Raw genomic sequence first — 13,953 nt, 5'->3', positions numbered from 1 at the left:
CGATTCGGGTTGGTGCCGTGGATTGCGGTACCAACTCGATCCGTCTGCTGATCTCGGATGTCGACGACTCCGGGCGGTTGACGGATGTGCATCGCGAGATGCGGATCGTGCGTCTGGGACAGGGTGTCGATGCGACGGGCGAGTTCGCGCCCGAGGCCATCGCTCGCACCCGGGTGGCGCTCGGGGCGTACGCCGAACTGATGGACTCGGTTGGCGTGCAGCGGGTCCGCATGGTGGCCACCTCGGCGGCACGTGACGTCTCGAATCGTGAAACATTCTTCGCGATGACGGCCGAGTTGCTCGGAATTGTCGTTCCGGGGGCGGTGGCGGAGGTCATCACGGGCACCGAGGAGGCCGCGCTCTCGTTCGCTGGCGCGGTGGGGGAGTTGGACTCGACGGCCGGGCCCTACGTGGTGGTGGACCTGGGCGGCGGGTCCACCGAGACGGTGCTCGGTGATGCCGGCGGGGTCAAGGCCAGCTTCTCGGCGGATATCGGTTGTGTGCGGCTCACCGAGCGGTGCCTGCACTCGGACCCGCCCACCGCCGGGGAAGTCGCGGCGGCGCGCGATGTGGTGCGGGCACAGTTGGCGCGGACATTCGACGCGGTACCTGTCGAGCAGGCGCGAACGTGGGTGGGGGTCGCGGGCACATTCACCACGCTGGCGGCGCTGGCGCACCGGCTGGACGCATACGACCCGGCCGCGATCCATCTGTCGCGGGTGCCGTTGGGGCGCCTTTCCGAGGTGACGTCCGAGCTGATCGCGATGGCGCGAGCGCAGCGGGCTGCCCTGGGTCCGATGCACGAGGGGCGTGTCGACGTCATCGGCGGCGGATCCATCGTCGTGCAGGAATTGGCGCGCGAGTTGTCTGCCCGCGCGGGTATCACCGAGTTGGTGGTCAGTGAGCACGACATCCTCGACGGCATCGCGATGTCCTTACGCAGGTAACTAGGTCTTAACACGCATCCGTGTGACCTGCGTAACAGTTGACAATCTACCCCCTCCCCCGGTTGACAAGTCGACCGAATCAACTGACAGTTGATATATCAACACAGACCGATAACGGGCAGTTGAAGTCTGGTAAACGGTCAGTTGAGAGGCGCAGCGTCGCGCACGAGCCCGGATCAGCAGATGTTTGATTAGGTGCGGAAGGTTTGGATCCCTAATGTCCGGATTGATGTCGAACGCCGAAGTGCGCGAAATCGGGGTCTCGGAAACAGGTTTCGTGCGACGGCCCGATCCGGATGGTGCCGCGGTCGCCTACCGGACATATGGACGTGCCCGTCCTGGTGTCGCCGATGTGGTGCTGGTGCATGGCAGCCTGCAGAACTCGGCCGTGTGGTCCAAACACGGCTACATCGCGCAGCTGACTCAGCAGTACCGGGTGACCACCATCGACGTGCGTGGGCACGGCGCCAGTGAGAAACCCGACCACCCCGGTGGATACGCCATCGCCTCGTCGGCACGCGATGTCTGCGCGGTATTGGATCACCTGGGCATCCGTCGGACCCACTACATCGGATACTCGCTCGGTGGGCGCATCGGGCTCACCCTCGCGGCCACGGCCCCGGAGCGGCTCACCTCGCTGGTCGTAGCGGGATCCTCGCACCGGCCGCAACGCGGAGCGGTGGACGTACTGATCTTCCCGGACGCTGTTCGGGTGGTTGAGGAATCCGGGCTCGCGGCCTTTGTCGAGGGCTGGGAGGCGCATCGCGGTCAGCAGATGGGGTCGGGATTCCGGGCGACCATCGAGGCGCTCGGTCAATGCGGGCTGGCGGCGTTGCTGCGACAGTGGGATGCCGAGCCGGGTGTCGCCGAAGAGGTCCTACTCCAAATCGACACGCCCACACTGTTCTTCGCGGGTTCGGAGGATCCGATGCGGCTGGCCGAATCGCGGGAGGCGGCGGTCCGGATGCCGCGTGCCTACTTCGCCCTATTGGACGGCTGCAACCACGGTCAGACGGTGACGATGCGCGAGCGCATTCTGGACCGCGCCGAGGCATTCTTCCGCTTGTCCGAGTTCTCCGATATCGAGAAGCTGCGGGTGGCCGGATGACCGGAGGTTGTGCGCTGCGGCCGGGCACAGCGACGCTCGCGCGTATCGGAGTGTTGGGCGGCATGTCGGGCGGGCTGCTGGGTGGTGGCACCGGCGTCATCACCGTGCCCGCATTGGCGCGGGCAACGACGTTGAGCCGGGCCGTCATTCACGGCACCTCAACGCTGCCGAACGTATCTGCCGCGGTCGCGGGCAGCATCGTCTACGCGCTGCACGGGGCCAAGGTGGACGTGGTGGCGGGCGCCGGGCTGATGGCCGGCGGGGTGTTCGGTGCGGTGGTAGGCGCCAAGCTGGTGGCGCGAATCCCGGAGTGGATCCTCAAGGCGCTGTTCGTGTTCGTGCTGTTGGCGACGGCGCTCAAGCTGCTGTTGAGTGCGGCGGGGATCGACCCGTCCGCGGGCGAGGCGTTGCTTCCCGACGGCGTGTTGTCCCATGTCCCATCGGTTATTGCGATCGGAGCGGTGGTCGGGTTCGTGGTGGGCGCCTGGTCGGCCGCGCTAGGTCTTGGCGGTGGGCTGCTGACGGTTCCGGCGATGCTGGTGTTGTTCGGCTCCGACCTGCACGTGGCAGAGGGCACCTCCTTGATGGTGATGCTGCCCAACGCGCTCGTCGCGTCGACCACCCATCTGCGGCAGGGCACCGCCGATGCCCCCATAGGCTTCCGGTTGGCCGCATTCGCGTTGCCGGGCACCGTGGTTGGCGCGCTGTTGGCGCTCGCCTTGAACGCACGCTGGCTGGCGCTGGTGTTCGGCTCTTACCTGGTGTTCATCGCCGTCCGCGAGATCGTACGGGCGGTCAGGAGTTCGCCAGCCCGTGGGACGAAGAAACCAAGTCCTGCGCCGGCCGTTCAGGCGTGTGTTGGCGGTTGATCTTCTGGAGCTCGCGCGCGACATCCAGAAGCCAGCTCAGCTCCTCCTTGCGGTTGGCGCCCGTGCGTTCGCCGATGATCTTGGTGCCGGAGCTTTTGTCGGTCTGCGGTGCGGTGCGTTGTTGTTCGATGGCCGAATGAATCTGGCGGGCTGCCGAGATGGTCGAGGTGCGCTCGGCGAGATATGGGCGGATGGCGCTCAGGCCGTCGCGAATCTCGACGATTCTGCGGTAGAGCCGGTAGTTGTGATCGCCGATCGCGGCCTGAGGTGGCGCCAGCGCGATCTGAGTGTTGCCTTCGTACAGGGCAGTCCAGAGTGGCTCGAGCTGGCGGTGCCACCGGTAGGCCTGGATGCGTTGGCGTGTCGAAGAGACGAGCTGTGAGAGGGAAGGTCCCGCAAGACCTATCACGATGAGGATCTGCCCGATGGTGGCGGCGAGCGGGGCCAGGCGCTGCCAGGAGTAGCTGTCGTTGGTGATCATGCCGTAGATGGCCGAGTGGGCCCGCATGAGGCAGAACGCCAGGCACATGGTGGCCCCGGCCGCGGTAAGGAGCATGCTGCGTCGTAACCAGTGCACATCGTGGAAACGGGCGTACTGCAGGCATTTGACGATGATCAGGAGAGCGCCCAGGCCGTAGGTGATCAGATAGATCAGCATGTAGGCGACCCAGGCCGGCTTGGCGCCGTGTGAGGCGTAGAAGTCCTGTGGCAGCTCCGAGGTGGGTGCCACAAACCAGCAGAGAGTCAGGGCGCCGCCGATGGCTACCGCCATCCCGACCCAGAGCCGCGCGCGCTGCACCGCACGGGGACCGGATTCACCCCAAAAGGTGATGACCGTGAGAACGCATGCGGTCCAAGCCATGCCGCCCGAAAGGTTCAAGACAAGCCGGCCCATGTTGTGCACGCCGACCAGGTTGTCGAATTTCTCGTATAAGGGCGGAGTTGCCAAGGTGACGGCAATTCCCTTGAAAAGGAAGGACAACAACAGTGCCACCGAGGCCGGCGGGCGGACTCGAGAGCGCAGCATCGCGGCGGAGACCACCACGACGGCGGCAAAGCTGAAGACGGCCGCTACCGAGTACGCGGCGGCGGAGTCTTCGAAAACGGAGGTCACGGTGCCGCCGGTGAGCCTTCCAGCGTCAGAGAGGCCAGGATGCGCCGCAGGTTGGCGTTCGTGACGGGGATGGGACGGTGGCTGTCAGGGCTGACCCGCTGCCCCATCATGGAAGCGAGCATCTCTGCCTCGACTTCCTGGTCGTCCAGATAGCTTTCACGACACAGGACTTCGGCCAGCTCGCGCTTGCTGGAACCGGTGTGCCCGCACATCACATGGCTCAGCTCGTGCAAGATGATGTGCTCGCGATGCATGGTGGTGGTGTCGCTGTCGTACACCACATAGTCGGTCGCGTCGGTGCGGACCAGCAGACCGTGTACACCGCTGCCCGAGAGCGAGTAGGGAACGAGTTGGATATCGCGCTCGCTGAGCTCACTGGCGCGGGCGCGGATGTCTTCGACGGTGGTCAGCGACTCAAGCCCAAGGTCGGTGAGCTTGCGCGAGCACTGCTTGTGAATCGCCTGCAGTTCGCGGGTGGACCGTAGATCGGTTGTGAGACAACGCATCTTCGGCATGTTTACTGCCCGTTGTTGACCGAGTTGTCCACCGTGGGCAGGCCCTGCAACGCGCGCACGTGATCGAGTACCGCGGCGACCGTCTCCAGGCTCTGCTTGTTCAGGCCGATCGCGCGCAACGCGATCAGCTCCACCTCGTCCCGCGTGGTCTCGTCCAGGGCGCCGAGGCGCTCATCGAGCGAGTAGGTGCGCTCGGGATCGGTGAGCACCGAGAGCGGAACGCGGAAGAAGTCGGCCAATGCGCCGAGGAGGTCGATCGCGGGCCGGGCGCGCTTACCGGTGCGCAGCGCCGAGAGGTAGGCACCGCCCACCTTGATGCCGGGGCTGGACTTCTTGATGCCGTTGGCGACCTCGTCATTGGTCCACATGCGGCCGTCGGGCCGCCGATGCGAATGGAAGAGCGCATTGATGCGGTCTGCAAGGTTCGCGTCGGCGGATTTGGCATCCTGAAGGGACGCCTGCGGCGGGCTCGTCGTGGCCATCCACTAAGTCAAACACCGATGCCGTGAGCCCTCAACGCGAGGGGGCAGACTCTCAGTGTGATTCAACCCACAGTTGAGGCGTGGCTCAGCCGTAGACGCCTGCGAGGTACTCCGCCTGGCAGGCCCGGCGTGCGAGCTTTCCGCTGGTGGTGCGGGGAATCGCGCCTGCGGCGACTAGCCGGACGTCGGCTACCGGCAGGGCGTGGGTGCGTGAGATGGCGGCGCGGATGGTTTCGGTCACCGGTGATTGCTCCACGCGCCCGGATCCGGGTGCGCGTTCGGCGACGATCACCAGCCGCTCGCTGGTGTCGGCGATGGCGGCCTCGGCGAGCTGATTGGCTGCCACGGAGAAGGCGGCGACATATCCGGACCGGACGGCGGGGGAGGACGCCGAGGCGGTGGCTTCGATGTCTTGGGGGTAGTGGTTGCGTCCGTCGATGATGACGAGGTCTTTGATGCGGCCGGTGACGTACAGGTTGTCGTCGAGGTATACCCCGAGATCGCCGGTGCGCAGCCAACGGCTGTCGGTCGGGGTCCCGGTGGCATGGCTGCGGTGTTCGAGCCGGGAGCGCAGCCTGTTGTGGAAGGTCGCCTGCGTCTCGCGGGTGCGGCCCCAGTACCCGCGGCCGATGTTGTCGCCGTGGAGCCAGATTTCACCGATTTCGCCTTCGGGGAGTTCGGCTCCGGTGCGTGGGTCGACGATCACCAGCCATTGGCTGGAGATCACCTGACCGCATGAGACGTGGGGTACCGCGGTGGGGGCATCGGGGGACACGGGCACGGCGCGGTCTTCGGCGAGCTGTGTGCGGTCCAGGTAGATCATGCTGGGGCGCTCGTCCGGGGCGATGGTGGCCACCGACAGCGTCGCCTCTGCCATGCCGTAGGACGGCTTGATGGCGGTGGGTGGAAATCCGTAGGGGGCGAAGGCCTCGTTGAACTTCTCGATCGCCGACAGGGTGACCGGTTCGGATCCGTTGAGCAGGCCCGCGACATTGGACAGGTCCCAGGTTTCGCCGGCCGGTGGGCGGCCGCGCTGGGCGGCAAGCTCGAAGGCGAAATTCGGGGCGGCCGCGAACACCCGCCCGTATGCGGACTCGGTAGCAAGCTGCTTGATCCACCGTCGTGGGCGCCGCACAAAGGCCAACGGCGACATCAAGGTGATGTGACCGCCGCACAGCGGGGGAAACAGGATCATGATCAGACCCATGTCGTGATACAGCGGCAGCCAGCTCACGCTGCGGATGTTCGTGTCCAGGCCGCCGGCCAGAATCATCTGCAGAACGTTCGTACAGGCCGCGCGGTGCGTGATTTCCACGCCGGCCGGGGTGCGTGTGGAGCCCGAGGTGTACTGCAGGTAGGCCAGGTCATCGGTATCGAGTTCGGCGGGGATGAACGTGGCGCCCACCGAGTCCGGTACCGCGTCGATCGCGATGACGCGGGGCCGACGCGCACGGGGAAGCTTGCGCAGAAAGGCGTTTACCGATTCGGCGGCGGCATCGGTGGTCAGGATGACCGTCGGTGTTGCGTCCGAGAGCACCGCGTCGAGGCGTTCGGTGTGACCGGGCAGCTCGGGGGCGAACAGGGGAACTGCGATGTTTCCGGCCTGGATGGCGGCGAAGAATCCGATGACGTACTCGATGCCCTGCGGCGCCAGGATGGCGACGCGATCACCGGGGGCGGTGACTTGCTGCAGTCGCGCGCCGATGGCCCGCATCCGGGTGCTGAGCGTGGTCCAGCTCAGTTCGATGGCCACGCCGTCGTCGTCACGGGTGAAGTCGAGGTAGCGGTAGGCGGCGGTACTGCCGAACTCGGCGATGTTGTGTTCGAAGTTCGAAAGCAGAGTGCTGCCCGGAGGAAGATCGATCGCGCCATCGGCGTCGAGGTAATCCTCAATTCCATTCTGGCGAACGGCCACTCCGTCTGACATATCCAACTCCCGACTCACGATGGAAAACACTACCTGCGCTAACTAAGCTATCTCTTCGTTCGCAGGTGACCCGTCGTGCGAGGAGCGGGCGGCAACTTTCAATGTCGGCGATCGCGCGATCTGATGACGAATCACACCAGAGCTCGATCGAATTCCGGTGGTGTACAAGGGGTATCACTATCGATGGGAAACATTCAATGTGACGCCCGGGGTGTGTCGGGTTTGGGTGTGATCTTTGTCGTATGTAGGAGGGGTAGGGGCGGAAGTTGGCGCCAGGGGAAGCGCCGGGTAGAACTAGGGCTGATCTGCGAAGCCCCCATAGCCCAATTGGCAGAGGCAGCGGACTTAAAATCCGCTGATACGGTATTCTGGACAGCGGCAATGAGTCATTAGTGCAGGTAGGAGCGATCTGTATCGATCCAGACTTAATATGTCTGGTCTAGCTTAGGCTACAGCGTAGGCTACAGTCGTGCGATAGGAAGTTTGCTAGATGGGGCAAAGGCGTACCCGCGGCGACGGGGGGCTGTATAAGCGCGGCGACGGGTTGTGGATCGGGGCCGTGGATATCCCGACTGAAGACGGCGACCGCAAACGCAAGACCGTCTCGTCAAAGGACAAGTCAAAGGCGCTCAACAAGCTCCGCGACCTGCGTAAGGCCGTCGAGGAAGGGCGGATAACCTCAAGTCCGGCAACCACTGTCGAGAAATGGCTCACTCACTGGCTTGAGACCATCGTGGAACCATCGGTGTCGCCCAATACGTTTGAGTCGTATTACGAGCCCATGGTCAGGTTGCACCTCGTCCCGAACATCGGTCACTACCGTATGGACAAGCTCACGGCTGCCCATGTCCGCGCGCTCGTGCGCAAGTTGGAGAGCGAGCCGACTCCGGTCGCGAAACGGCTCCTAGCGCTAAAGCGGCCCCTCACCGAAGAGGAGGAGGCTAAGTCGAAACTCACGGGTACCCGCACCGCCCAGAAGGCCCACCAGGTGCTAACCAAGGCGCTTTCAGATGCGATCAAGGATGGCATTCCGATACGCAACGTCGTGCAGGCGGTTGAGAAGCCCGACCATATCGCCGAAGAAAAAGAGCCGTTCACTGTCGATGAGGCTAGGCAGATCCTCGGCACCGCCTTCGAAACTAGGGACCCGTTGTTCACCATGTGGGTGACGCTGTTCTTCACAACCGCCCGGCAGGGCGAGGCCATCGGATTGGAACTGGATCGATGCGACGTAGAGGAGGGCGTCTTCCATTTCGACTGGCAGCTGCAGTACCGGCCGAAGAGAAAGATCAGGCCCGGGTTCGAGTATCGGGACTGCACCGACAAATTGATCTTCACGCCGCTCAAGTCAAAGAAGAGTCACCGTCACGTTGCCATGACAAACCCGGTCTGGAAGATGATGGGCGAGTACATCGAAGCGAAGTCGGGTCCGAACCCGCATGGGCTTGTGTGGCATCACCCAGACGGCCGGCCGCTCTCGCCAGGAGATGCTGACGAGGCTTGGAATGAACTCATCGAGAAGTCGGGTGTGAGGTACCGATCGATGCACACCACCCGCCACACCACCAACACCCTGCTCAACAACGCCCGTGTCACCCAGGAGACGCGCATGGCGATATCCGGTCATTCCACCGTGAAGGCGCAGGAAGGTTACGTGCACGCCGACATTGAGGCTCAGCGGGAGGCGCTGTCGAACCTCAATGAGCTGTTGGGTTAGCAGTCAGCTGCTTGAGCATGCGCCCGGCCCTACGGCGTCGAGCAACTGCTGTTGTTTTTCAGTACGTTTCGACTTGGGAGTGCGGCAGATCTGGCGGAACTCATTCTCGGTGTCTTGATTACTAAGAAGTGCCTCATCCACGTGTGTCGCCCGGGAGGGGCAAACGAAGTTCATATCGGTGCGCGTTAGGTCCGCATCCGCTCCTTGCATAGTGAACCCCAGCGCCAGCTCGTCAACCGTACGGTTGCAGTCCTTCACGGTGAGCTCGTAGAGGGTTTCAAGGTCGGGGCTGGCATGCGGTCGATCCTTGATAATGGCTGCACGCCAAGCATTCTGGTCAATGGAATCCAACGGCTTAATCTCCGACCCCCTGGCGTGGCAGCCGGTGGCGGCAGCAACGGAAATGGTGGCCACAACCGCGATAGGAAATTTCGACGTGAGCATGAAGCTCTTCATGGCCCCCCGATCGGAGTCGATCTCAACCAGCGCACTCTACGCTGTAACACGATCACCTCACAGCCGTTTCACAGCACGGATTCTGCGCAGCTGGTTGACTGTGACCCTGTCTTAGAACAGGGGGTGCTCGCCGGTGATGCTCTTTAATCGGTAGGTCGGCCGGCCCGCGCGCCCGGAAGCATGATGCACGACCGTCTGCTCCATCCTCACCTGAACGATCTGACCCATGTAGCGGGGGAGCTCACGCAAGATCGTTTCGTCGACTGACCCGTGGTAGGAGTGATCGGCGTCGAGATAGAAGATGCGCCGACGGGTACGGACACCGTCAAGAACGCCTTCCATCTCGATGGTCTTCACATTGGTGCGCTGCTCGGTCAGTGCATCGGAAAGCACTACAGCCTGTGATGTTGACAGCTGCCCGTGGTCCGTGGCGAGGTCCAGGCTGACGCCGAGCGAGGTATCCCGTACGGCTGCGACGAGGTATTCCAGGCCGACGCGCTGAGTGACCGGTAGGGATAGGACAGAATCCAGCGCTGCATCGTCACTGCCAGTCACGGGTAGCAACTCGACAAGGTCTTGCACCGCGGCCTCGGTGATGGTGACCGCCTCCGATACGTCGAACAGGGGCTCTTCGACTTCATCGTGACCGAACTGGCGGAACCCGAATTCGATGACGCTCCCGATCGCGCCGAGTGAGATGAGTGAGTACTTCTGGCGGTAGCTGCCGTGCATCTGTGAAGGAAGCTTGTCCGAATCGGCGGCTCGATAGGCGCCGAGCATCGCCGTCGTGTCCGTGATCGCCTTGGTCAGTGCTGCGGTCGCCGTGGATGAAACGGGCATTCCCGCCGAGTCGACGGTGACGCGAAGCCGGGGAAGGCGCCGAGGGTAGAACTTCGAATCAGCCACCGCAGCGGATCCAAGTGCGAGGTTCAGGCTGCGCCTGCGACGAGGATCCTCGGATGCCGCGATCTGGTCCTGTAGCGACTCGACGGCGCGGCGAAGCGGGCTAGTCATATCACCACCTCCGCGTATCCCTTGACGAGGTCTTCGACGACCATCCCGTCCACCTTGACCGATGACCAGGTCTCATGCCATTCGTCCTCGTTGCTTTCGTGTACAAGGAAAGCATCTAACAAGGCACCGACAGGTTGCACACGCTCGACCATCGCGGGCCAAGGATTCTCGATAATGACATTCTGCAGGGTGATCAAACCCAGTATGTCCACATACTGCTGATCGGTCCAATCGTCGACGTCGGCCCAGTTATTGGGCAATATTGCCACGTCAACGTCATGTGGCGGGGCGATTTTGTGCATCACGAAACCACCATCGACCCAGAGGACAGCACCGTTCGGTAGATAGCTGGCGATCAGCTTGGAATGCAGCAAGAAGGCGCTGAATAGCCGCTCCCGATGCTCGCGATGCGGAGCGTTTTGGACGCACCGGTCGTAGATTCCGTCAAATGTAGTGGGGTGCCGTCCCGGCGGCAGTAGGCCCGTGGACTGATCCCACTCGGGCAGGCTCACCGGCGAGTCTCCTCCTCGGGGCGTACCACGCTAGCTTGCCCGCCGAGTGCGCCACGGGCTGCCCGACGGGCACCCTGCGCCTTTGCATCAGCGATGTTCGGCGTCTGCACTGAGCCCTCCCCCTCCTCCTGCGTCGATATATCAGTTTGCCCGATTTCTGTACTACTGTCCCGGTTTTCGGTCTCGCCGAGGTCGCGATCTGATTGCAGCTCAGGTATGGGCTCATCACTTTGGTTATGACGTCGAGTCGAGAGGCTCCGTGAACCCGCGCGAAGGTCGAGCACTTGTTGTATCTCGTCCGGGCCAGTCTTCATGGGGTACTTGCGGTCGCGATAGTCGTAAGCGGAATCTTCGTCAAAGAAGTCGAACTCCGGCTGAGTGTCCACCTTGCGCCGGAACTCGCGTGTCTGCTGCTTCAGCCGAAGCAGTCGTGTGGAGTCGCCGACCACCTTCTTGGCCACAGTCTGGATGGATTCTACGATGTGATCAACCTCGCTTTGGAGGCCCTCCACGCCATAGACCAGGTCTTCCACTTCGCCGGAATCCTCTATATCGATGCTGGTGTCGACTTGGTGGGAGACCGCTTGGAGCTGGTCGGCATCCACGGACAGTCCAGCAAGTAGGGGGGCAAAATCAGCGCCTGCTCCAGCGTCAGATCGCGATGGCGGACGTGTACTGCGAGGCATCGTAGTACCTTGCGATTCTTGCTGCTCACGACCCTGGAGGTCACCTTTGTTGAGGATCCCAGCCGCCACGAGGGCCTCAACAGGGGACTGGCCGTACGCCTTGGCGAGCGTTATCACCTGCTGAGCCTCGGGCTTATTGCTGCCGCGTTTCCACCGCGAGAATGCGGTTTGGCTGATGCCAGTGTCGTCCGACATCTGCTTCTGCAGTTCCGTCCCTGAGACTCGCACCACGTAGCTCCACCAGTCGGTCATGACAGCAATCGTATTGCGCGTACGCAATCGAAACTAGCCGCGTGGGCGTGTTGCGTGCACGCAACGTTAGTGCTCAGCAAGTTACACGTCTGTGTTTCAGCATGGCATCGATGCTATCCGGCGCCGTTATCAAACCGTTATCTTGCATACTTGCGTCAATGCATAGTCGCGCGTAGGTTCGTATGCATGGCCGCAAGAATGCAGGCCACCCACCAGATTGAGGGGGTGAGTGGTGTTGACAACCCTTAGCATTAACCGTCCGGGCTTAGAGAAGATCAGACGCTTGGCTAACATCCAGCGCGATCACGAGTTCGCTACACGAATCAAAGTGGACGCCACGACCGTCTCCCGAGTACTCACCGGCAAGAGCGCTCCAGGCGCTCGATTCATCGCCGGATGCATCGAGGCCTTTGGTGCCGACTGCTTCACGGATCTGTTTGTCATCGTTCCCGACGAGGGGACTGCGGCGTGAGCGCTGTGCCGCAGCTCCAGATGGACGCTCCGGATGCTCGTGCACTCACTGACCGGATCAAGGTGGGTGTCGAGGCTGTCTGGGATCTAGTCAAAGCTGCATACGAGGGTCGTGCATGGACCTCCCTGGGCTACACGTCCTGGGATGACTACTGCACCCGCGAGTTCGGCACCACACGCTTGCGCCTTCCGCGCGAAGACCGCGCCGAGGTCGTGGCGTCGCTGCGGGAATCAGGGCTAAGCATCCGGGCCATAGCCGCGGCCACAGGCCACGGCGTGGCGACGATCAAGCGCGAGCTAGACGCAGGTGTTCCAAATGGAACACCTGAGCCCGTTGCGTCCGAGCCTGAATTTGGGGCTGAGCCGACCTTGTCGCCGCTTCCGGAGAACTACATGAACCCCCCGGGCGGGGTGACCGATGAGACACCTGGGCGCACGGACCGAGTCGCCGAGGCGCTGGCGAAAGTGCAAGCGAGAGAATCAAAACCGGAACCGAAGCCGATCACCGGCCGCGACGGCAAGACTTACAACCCGAAGCCGCAAGCGCCGAAAGAACCTCGACGTAAGCCGCTCCCAGATGCTTTCGGATCCGCCAACTACGAGCTCCGCAAGGCGGTCGAAAGGGTGGTTCGCCTATCGGGCGATGACCGCCTGGAAAAGAACAAGGACCAGATCGTCGGCTCCAACCTAAGCGATCTGATCCGTGCCCGCGACGCCCTCTCGGGCGTCATCCAACAGTTAGAAGGGTAGCAATGTCCGTACATCAGCTCAAGATGCAGATCGAGAAGCCGAGCCAGTCGATCATCTACGTCGACCCGGCGATGGCGCGCCGGGTTCTTGCGAAGAACACACGGAACCGGCCTATCTCCGAGACCCACGTGAAGCGCCTCATGGACGAGATGCGCTCGGGCCGATGGCAGTACAACGGTGAAGGCATCAAATGGTCCGTTGACGATGTCCTGCTTGACGGTCAGCATCGCTTGACGGCGCTGTCCCGCATGCCTGATAGCTTCCCAGCTATCCCGTTCCTAGTGGTCCGCGGCCTACCGACGTCATCACAGGACACTATGGATCAAGGCCGTACCCGCTCGGCCGGTGATCAGCTGAACATCGATGGCCTGACGAACAACGCGGACAGCAAGGTCGTCGCCGGTGCGATCCGCGTCTACATCGAGTGGCAGGACGGTCTGCTATTTCGAGATCGCGCTTCCAACAGGGTCAGCAACCCGATGGTTATCGACTGGGCGCAGAACCACCCGGTCGAGATCGCGATCATGACGACCGTGCTCTCCACGGAGATGCGTCGAGTGAAAGCGCGGCCCAGTCTCACCCTGGCAGTACTCACGCACTTCCATCTAATCGACGGCGAGGCGGCGCGCGAGTTCTGCAAAGCCCTATACAGCGGTGCAGGGCTGGACGGCGGAAGCCCCATCTTGGCGCTTCGTGACCGCCTAGATCGCATCACCACACAAGGGCTCAAGACCACAGACCGGGACACCATCGGATTCTTCGTCTTGGCCTGGAATGCGTGGCGGCGTGACCGCAAGCTGACCAAGTTCCAACGACCAGTTGGCGGCTCATGGACACGTGACACCTTCCCGGAAGCGGTCTGAGGCGTTGACCCACGAACTGATCGGAAGTGGGAAGTCGTGATGAGCGCGGAATCGACCCCTGTCGGCGCTCTCAACTCGGACCGTGCAGCCGACTACTGCGGAATATCCCGAGTGATGCTCGACCGCGAGAAGCGGGCGGGTCGCGTCTGTCCCAAGTACGTGGGGACCAAACCGGTCTACCCGCTCAAGGAACTCGACCGGTATCTCGACGCTCTGCCTTCGGAACCTAGGTCGGCGTAACAGATTGCTACACAACTAAATAAGTAAAGA

At 62.7% G+C, this 13,953-nt stretch carries 16 protein-coding genes; 8 read left to right on the top strand and 8 right to left on the bottom strand.

Going from position 1 to position 13,953, the window contains the following annotated elements:
• The first annotated feature begins 2 nt into the window (after positions 1-2).
• The 3 genes from AC5Y5C_RS20150 (at position 3) to AC5Y5C_RS20140 (ending at position 2,924) form a co-directional block, all read left to right on the top strand.
• The gene (locus AC5Y5C_RS20150) at positions 3-947 is read left to right on the top strand and encodes a Ppx/GppA phosphatase family protein (protein WP_499976098.1); all 945 of its coding nucleotides are present in this window, start codon (positions 3-5) and stop codon (positions 945-947) included.
• A 217-nt stretch (positions 948-1,164) separates the two neighbouring features.
• Positions 1,165-2,055: an alpha/beta fold hydrolase gene (locus tag AC5Y5C_RS20145; protein WP_499975695.1), complete on the top strand. Its 891-nt coding sequence runs from the start codon at positions 1,165-1,167 to the stop codon at positions 2,053-2,055.
• On the top strand, positions 2,052-2,924 hold the full coding sequence (locus tag AC5Y5C_RS20140) for a sulfite exporter TauE/SafE family protein (protein WP_499975692.1): 873 nt from the start codon (positions 2,052-2,054) through the stop codon (positions 2,922-2,924). Before AC5Y5C_RS20145 ends, AC5Y5C_RS20140 begins: the two co-directional genes overlap by 4 nt.
• On the opposite strand, the gene AC5Y5C_RS20135 is transcribed toward AC5Y5C_RS20140, so the two are convergent.
• The 4 genes from AC5Y5C_RS20135 to AC5Y5C_RS20120 all read right to left on the bottom strand — a co-directional run bounded on the left by AC5Y5C_RS20135 (position 2,851) and on the right by AC5Y5C_RS20120 (position 6,962).
• Positions 2,851-4,038, bottom strand: coding sequence for an MAB_1171c family putative transporter (locus AC5Y5C_RS20135; protein WP_499975691.1), 1,188 nt, complete (start codon positions 4,036-4,038; stop codon positions 2,851-2,853). The genes AC5Y5C_RS20140 and AC5Y5C_RS20135 overlap by 74 nt on opposite strands.
• The gene (locus AC5Y5C_RS20130) at positions 4,035-4,553 is read right to left on the bottom strand and encodes a hypothetical protein (RefSeq protein WP_499975688.1); all 519 of its coding nucleotides are present in this window, start codon (positions 4,551-4,553) and stop codon (positions 4,035-4,037) included. Before AC5Y5C_RS20130 ends, AC5Y5C_RS20135 begins: the two co-directional genes overlap by 4 nt.
• A gap of 2 nt (positions 4,554-4,555) precedes the next feature.
• Positions 4,556-5,035 (bottom strand): XRE family transcriptional regulator, encoded by a 480-nt coding sequence (locus AC5Y5C_RS20125; RefSeq protein WP_499975687.1) that lies wholly within the window; start codon positions 5,033-5,035, stop codon positions 4,556-4,558.
• An 85-nt stretch (positions 5,036-5,120) separates the two neighbouring features.
• Positions 5,121-6,962 (bottom strand): fatty acyl-AMP ligase, encoded by a 1,842-nt coding sequence (locus tag AC5Y5C_RS20120; protein ID WP_499975684.1) that lies wholly within the window; start codon positions 6,960-6,962, stop codon positions 5,121-5,123.
• Positions 6,963-7,452: 490 nt separating this feature from the next.
• Between AC5Y5C_RS20120 and AC5Y5C_RS20115 the strand changes: the two genes are divergently transcribed.
• The gene (locus AC5Y5C_RS20115) at positions 7,453-8,679 is read left to right on the top strand and encodes a tyrosine-type recombinase/integrase (RefSeq protein ID WP_499975681.1); all 1,227 of its coding nucleotides are present in this window, start codon (positions 7,453-7,455) and stop codon (positions 8,677-8,679) included.
• A 3-nt stretch (positions 8,680-8,682) separates the two neighbouring features.
• On the opposite strand, the gene AC5Y5C_RS20110 is transcribed toward AC5Y5C_RS20115, so the two are convergent.
• The 4 genes from AC5Y5C_RS20110 to AC5Y5C_RS20095 form a co-directional block, all read right to left on the bottom strand.
• Positions 8,683-9,135, bottom strand: a complete 453-nt coding sequence (locus tag AC5Y5C_RS20110; protein ID WP_499975678.1) for a hypothetical protein — start codon at positions 9,133-9,135, stop codon at positions 8,683-8,685.
• Between the two features lie 111 nt (positions 9,136-9,246).
• Entirely contained in the window at positions 9,247-10,149 is a 903-nt protein-coding gene (locus tag AC5Y5C_RS20105; protein ID WP_499975676.1) for a hypothetical protein, read from the bottom strand.
• Positions 10,146-10,661, bottom strand: a complete 516-nt coding sequence (locus tag AC5Y5C_RS20100) for a DUF6932 family protein (RefSeq protein ID WP_499975675.1) — start codon at positions 10,659-10,661, stop codon at positions 10,146-10,148. The genes AC5Y5C_RS20105 and AC5Y5C_RS20100 overlap by 4 nt, the downstream gene beginning before the upstream one ends.
• On the bottom strand, positions 10,658-11,599 hold the full coding sequence (locus AC5Y5C_RS20095; RefSeq protein ID WP_499975673.1) for a helix-turn-helix domain-containing protein: 942 nt from the start codon (positions 11,597-11,599) through the stop codon (positions 10,658-10,660). The genes AC5Y5C_RS20100 and AC5Y5C_RS20095 overlap by 4 nt, the downstream gene beginning before the upstream one ends.
• A 328-nt stretch (positions 11,600-11,927) precedes the next feature.
• Between AC5Y5C_RS20095 and AC5Y5C_RS20090 the strand changes: the two genes are divergently transcribed.
• The 4 genes from AC5Y5C_RS20090 to AC5Y5C_RS20075 are packed head-to-tail and all read left to right on the top strand — an operon-like array spanning position 11,928 to position 13,923.
• The gene (locus AC5Y5C_RS20090; RefSeq protein WP_499975672.1) at positions 11,928-12,071 is read left to right on the top strand and encodes a hypothetical protein; all 144 of its coding nucleotides are present in this window, start codon (positions 11,928-11,930) and stop codon (positions 12,069-12,071) included.
• Positions 12,068-12,820, top strand: a complete 753-nt coding sequence (locus AC5Y5C_RS20085) for a hypothetical protein (protein ID WP_499975670.1) — start codon at positions 12,068-12,070, stop codon at positions 12,818-12,820. Before AC5Y5C_RS20090 ends, AC5Y5C_RS20085 begins: the two co-directional genes overlap by 4 nt.
• A 2-nt stretch (positions 12,821-12,822) precedes the next feature.
• The gene (locus AC5Y5C_RS20080; protein ID WP_499975668.1) at positions 12,823-13,683 is read left to right on the top strand and encodes a hypothetical protein; all 861 of its coding nucleotides are present in this window, start codon (positions 12,823-12,825) and stop codon (positions 13,681-13,683) included.
• A 39-nt stretch (positions 13,684-13,722) separates the two neighbouring features.
• Entirely contained in the window at positions 13,723-13,923 is a 201-nt protein-coding gene (locus AC5Y5C_RS20075) for a hypothetical protein (RefSeq protein ID WP_499975667.1), read from the top strand.
• Positions 13,924-13,953 lie beyond the last annotated feature (30 nt).

The sequence above is a fragment of the Mycobacterium sp. NGS15 genome, from assembly GCF_059813245.1.
Note: the sequence above shows the minus strand (reverse complement) of the source record. Positions and strands in the feature narration are given on the sequence as shown.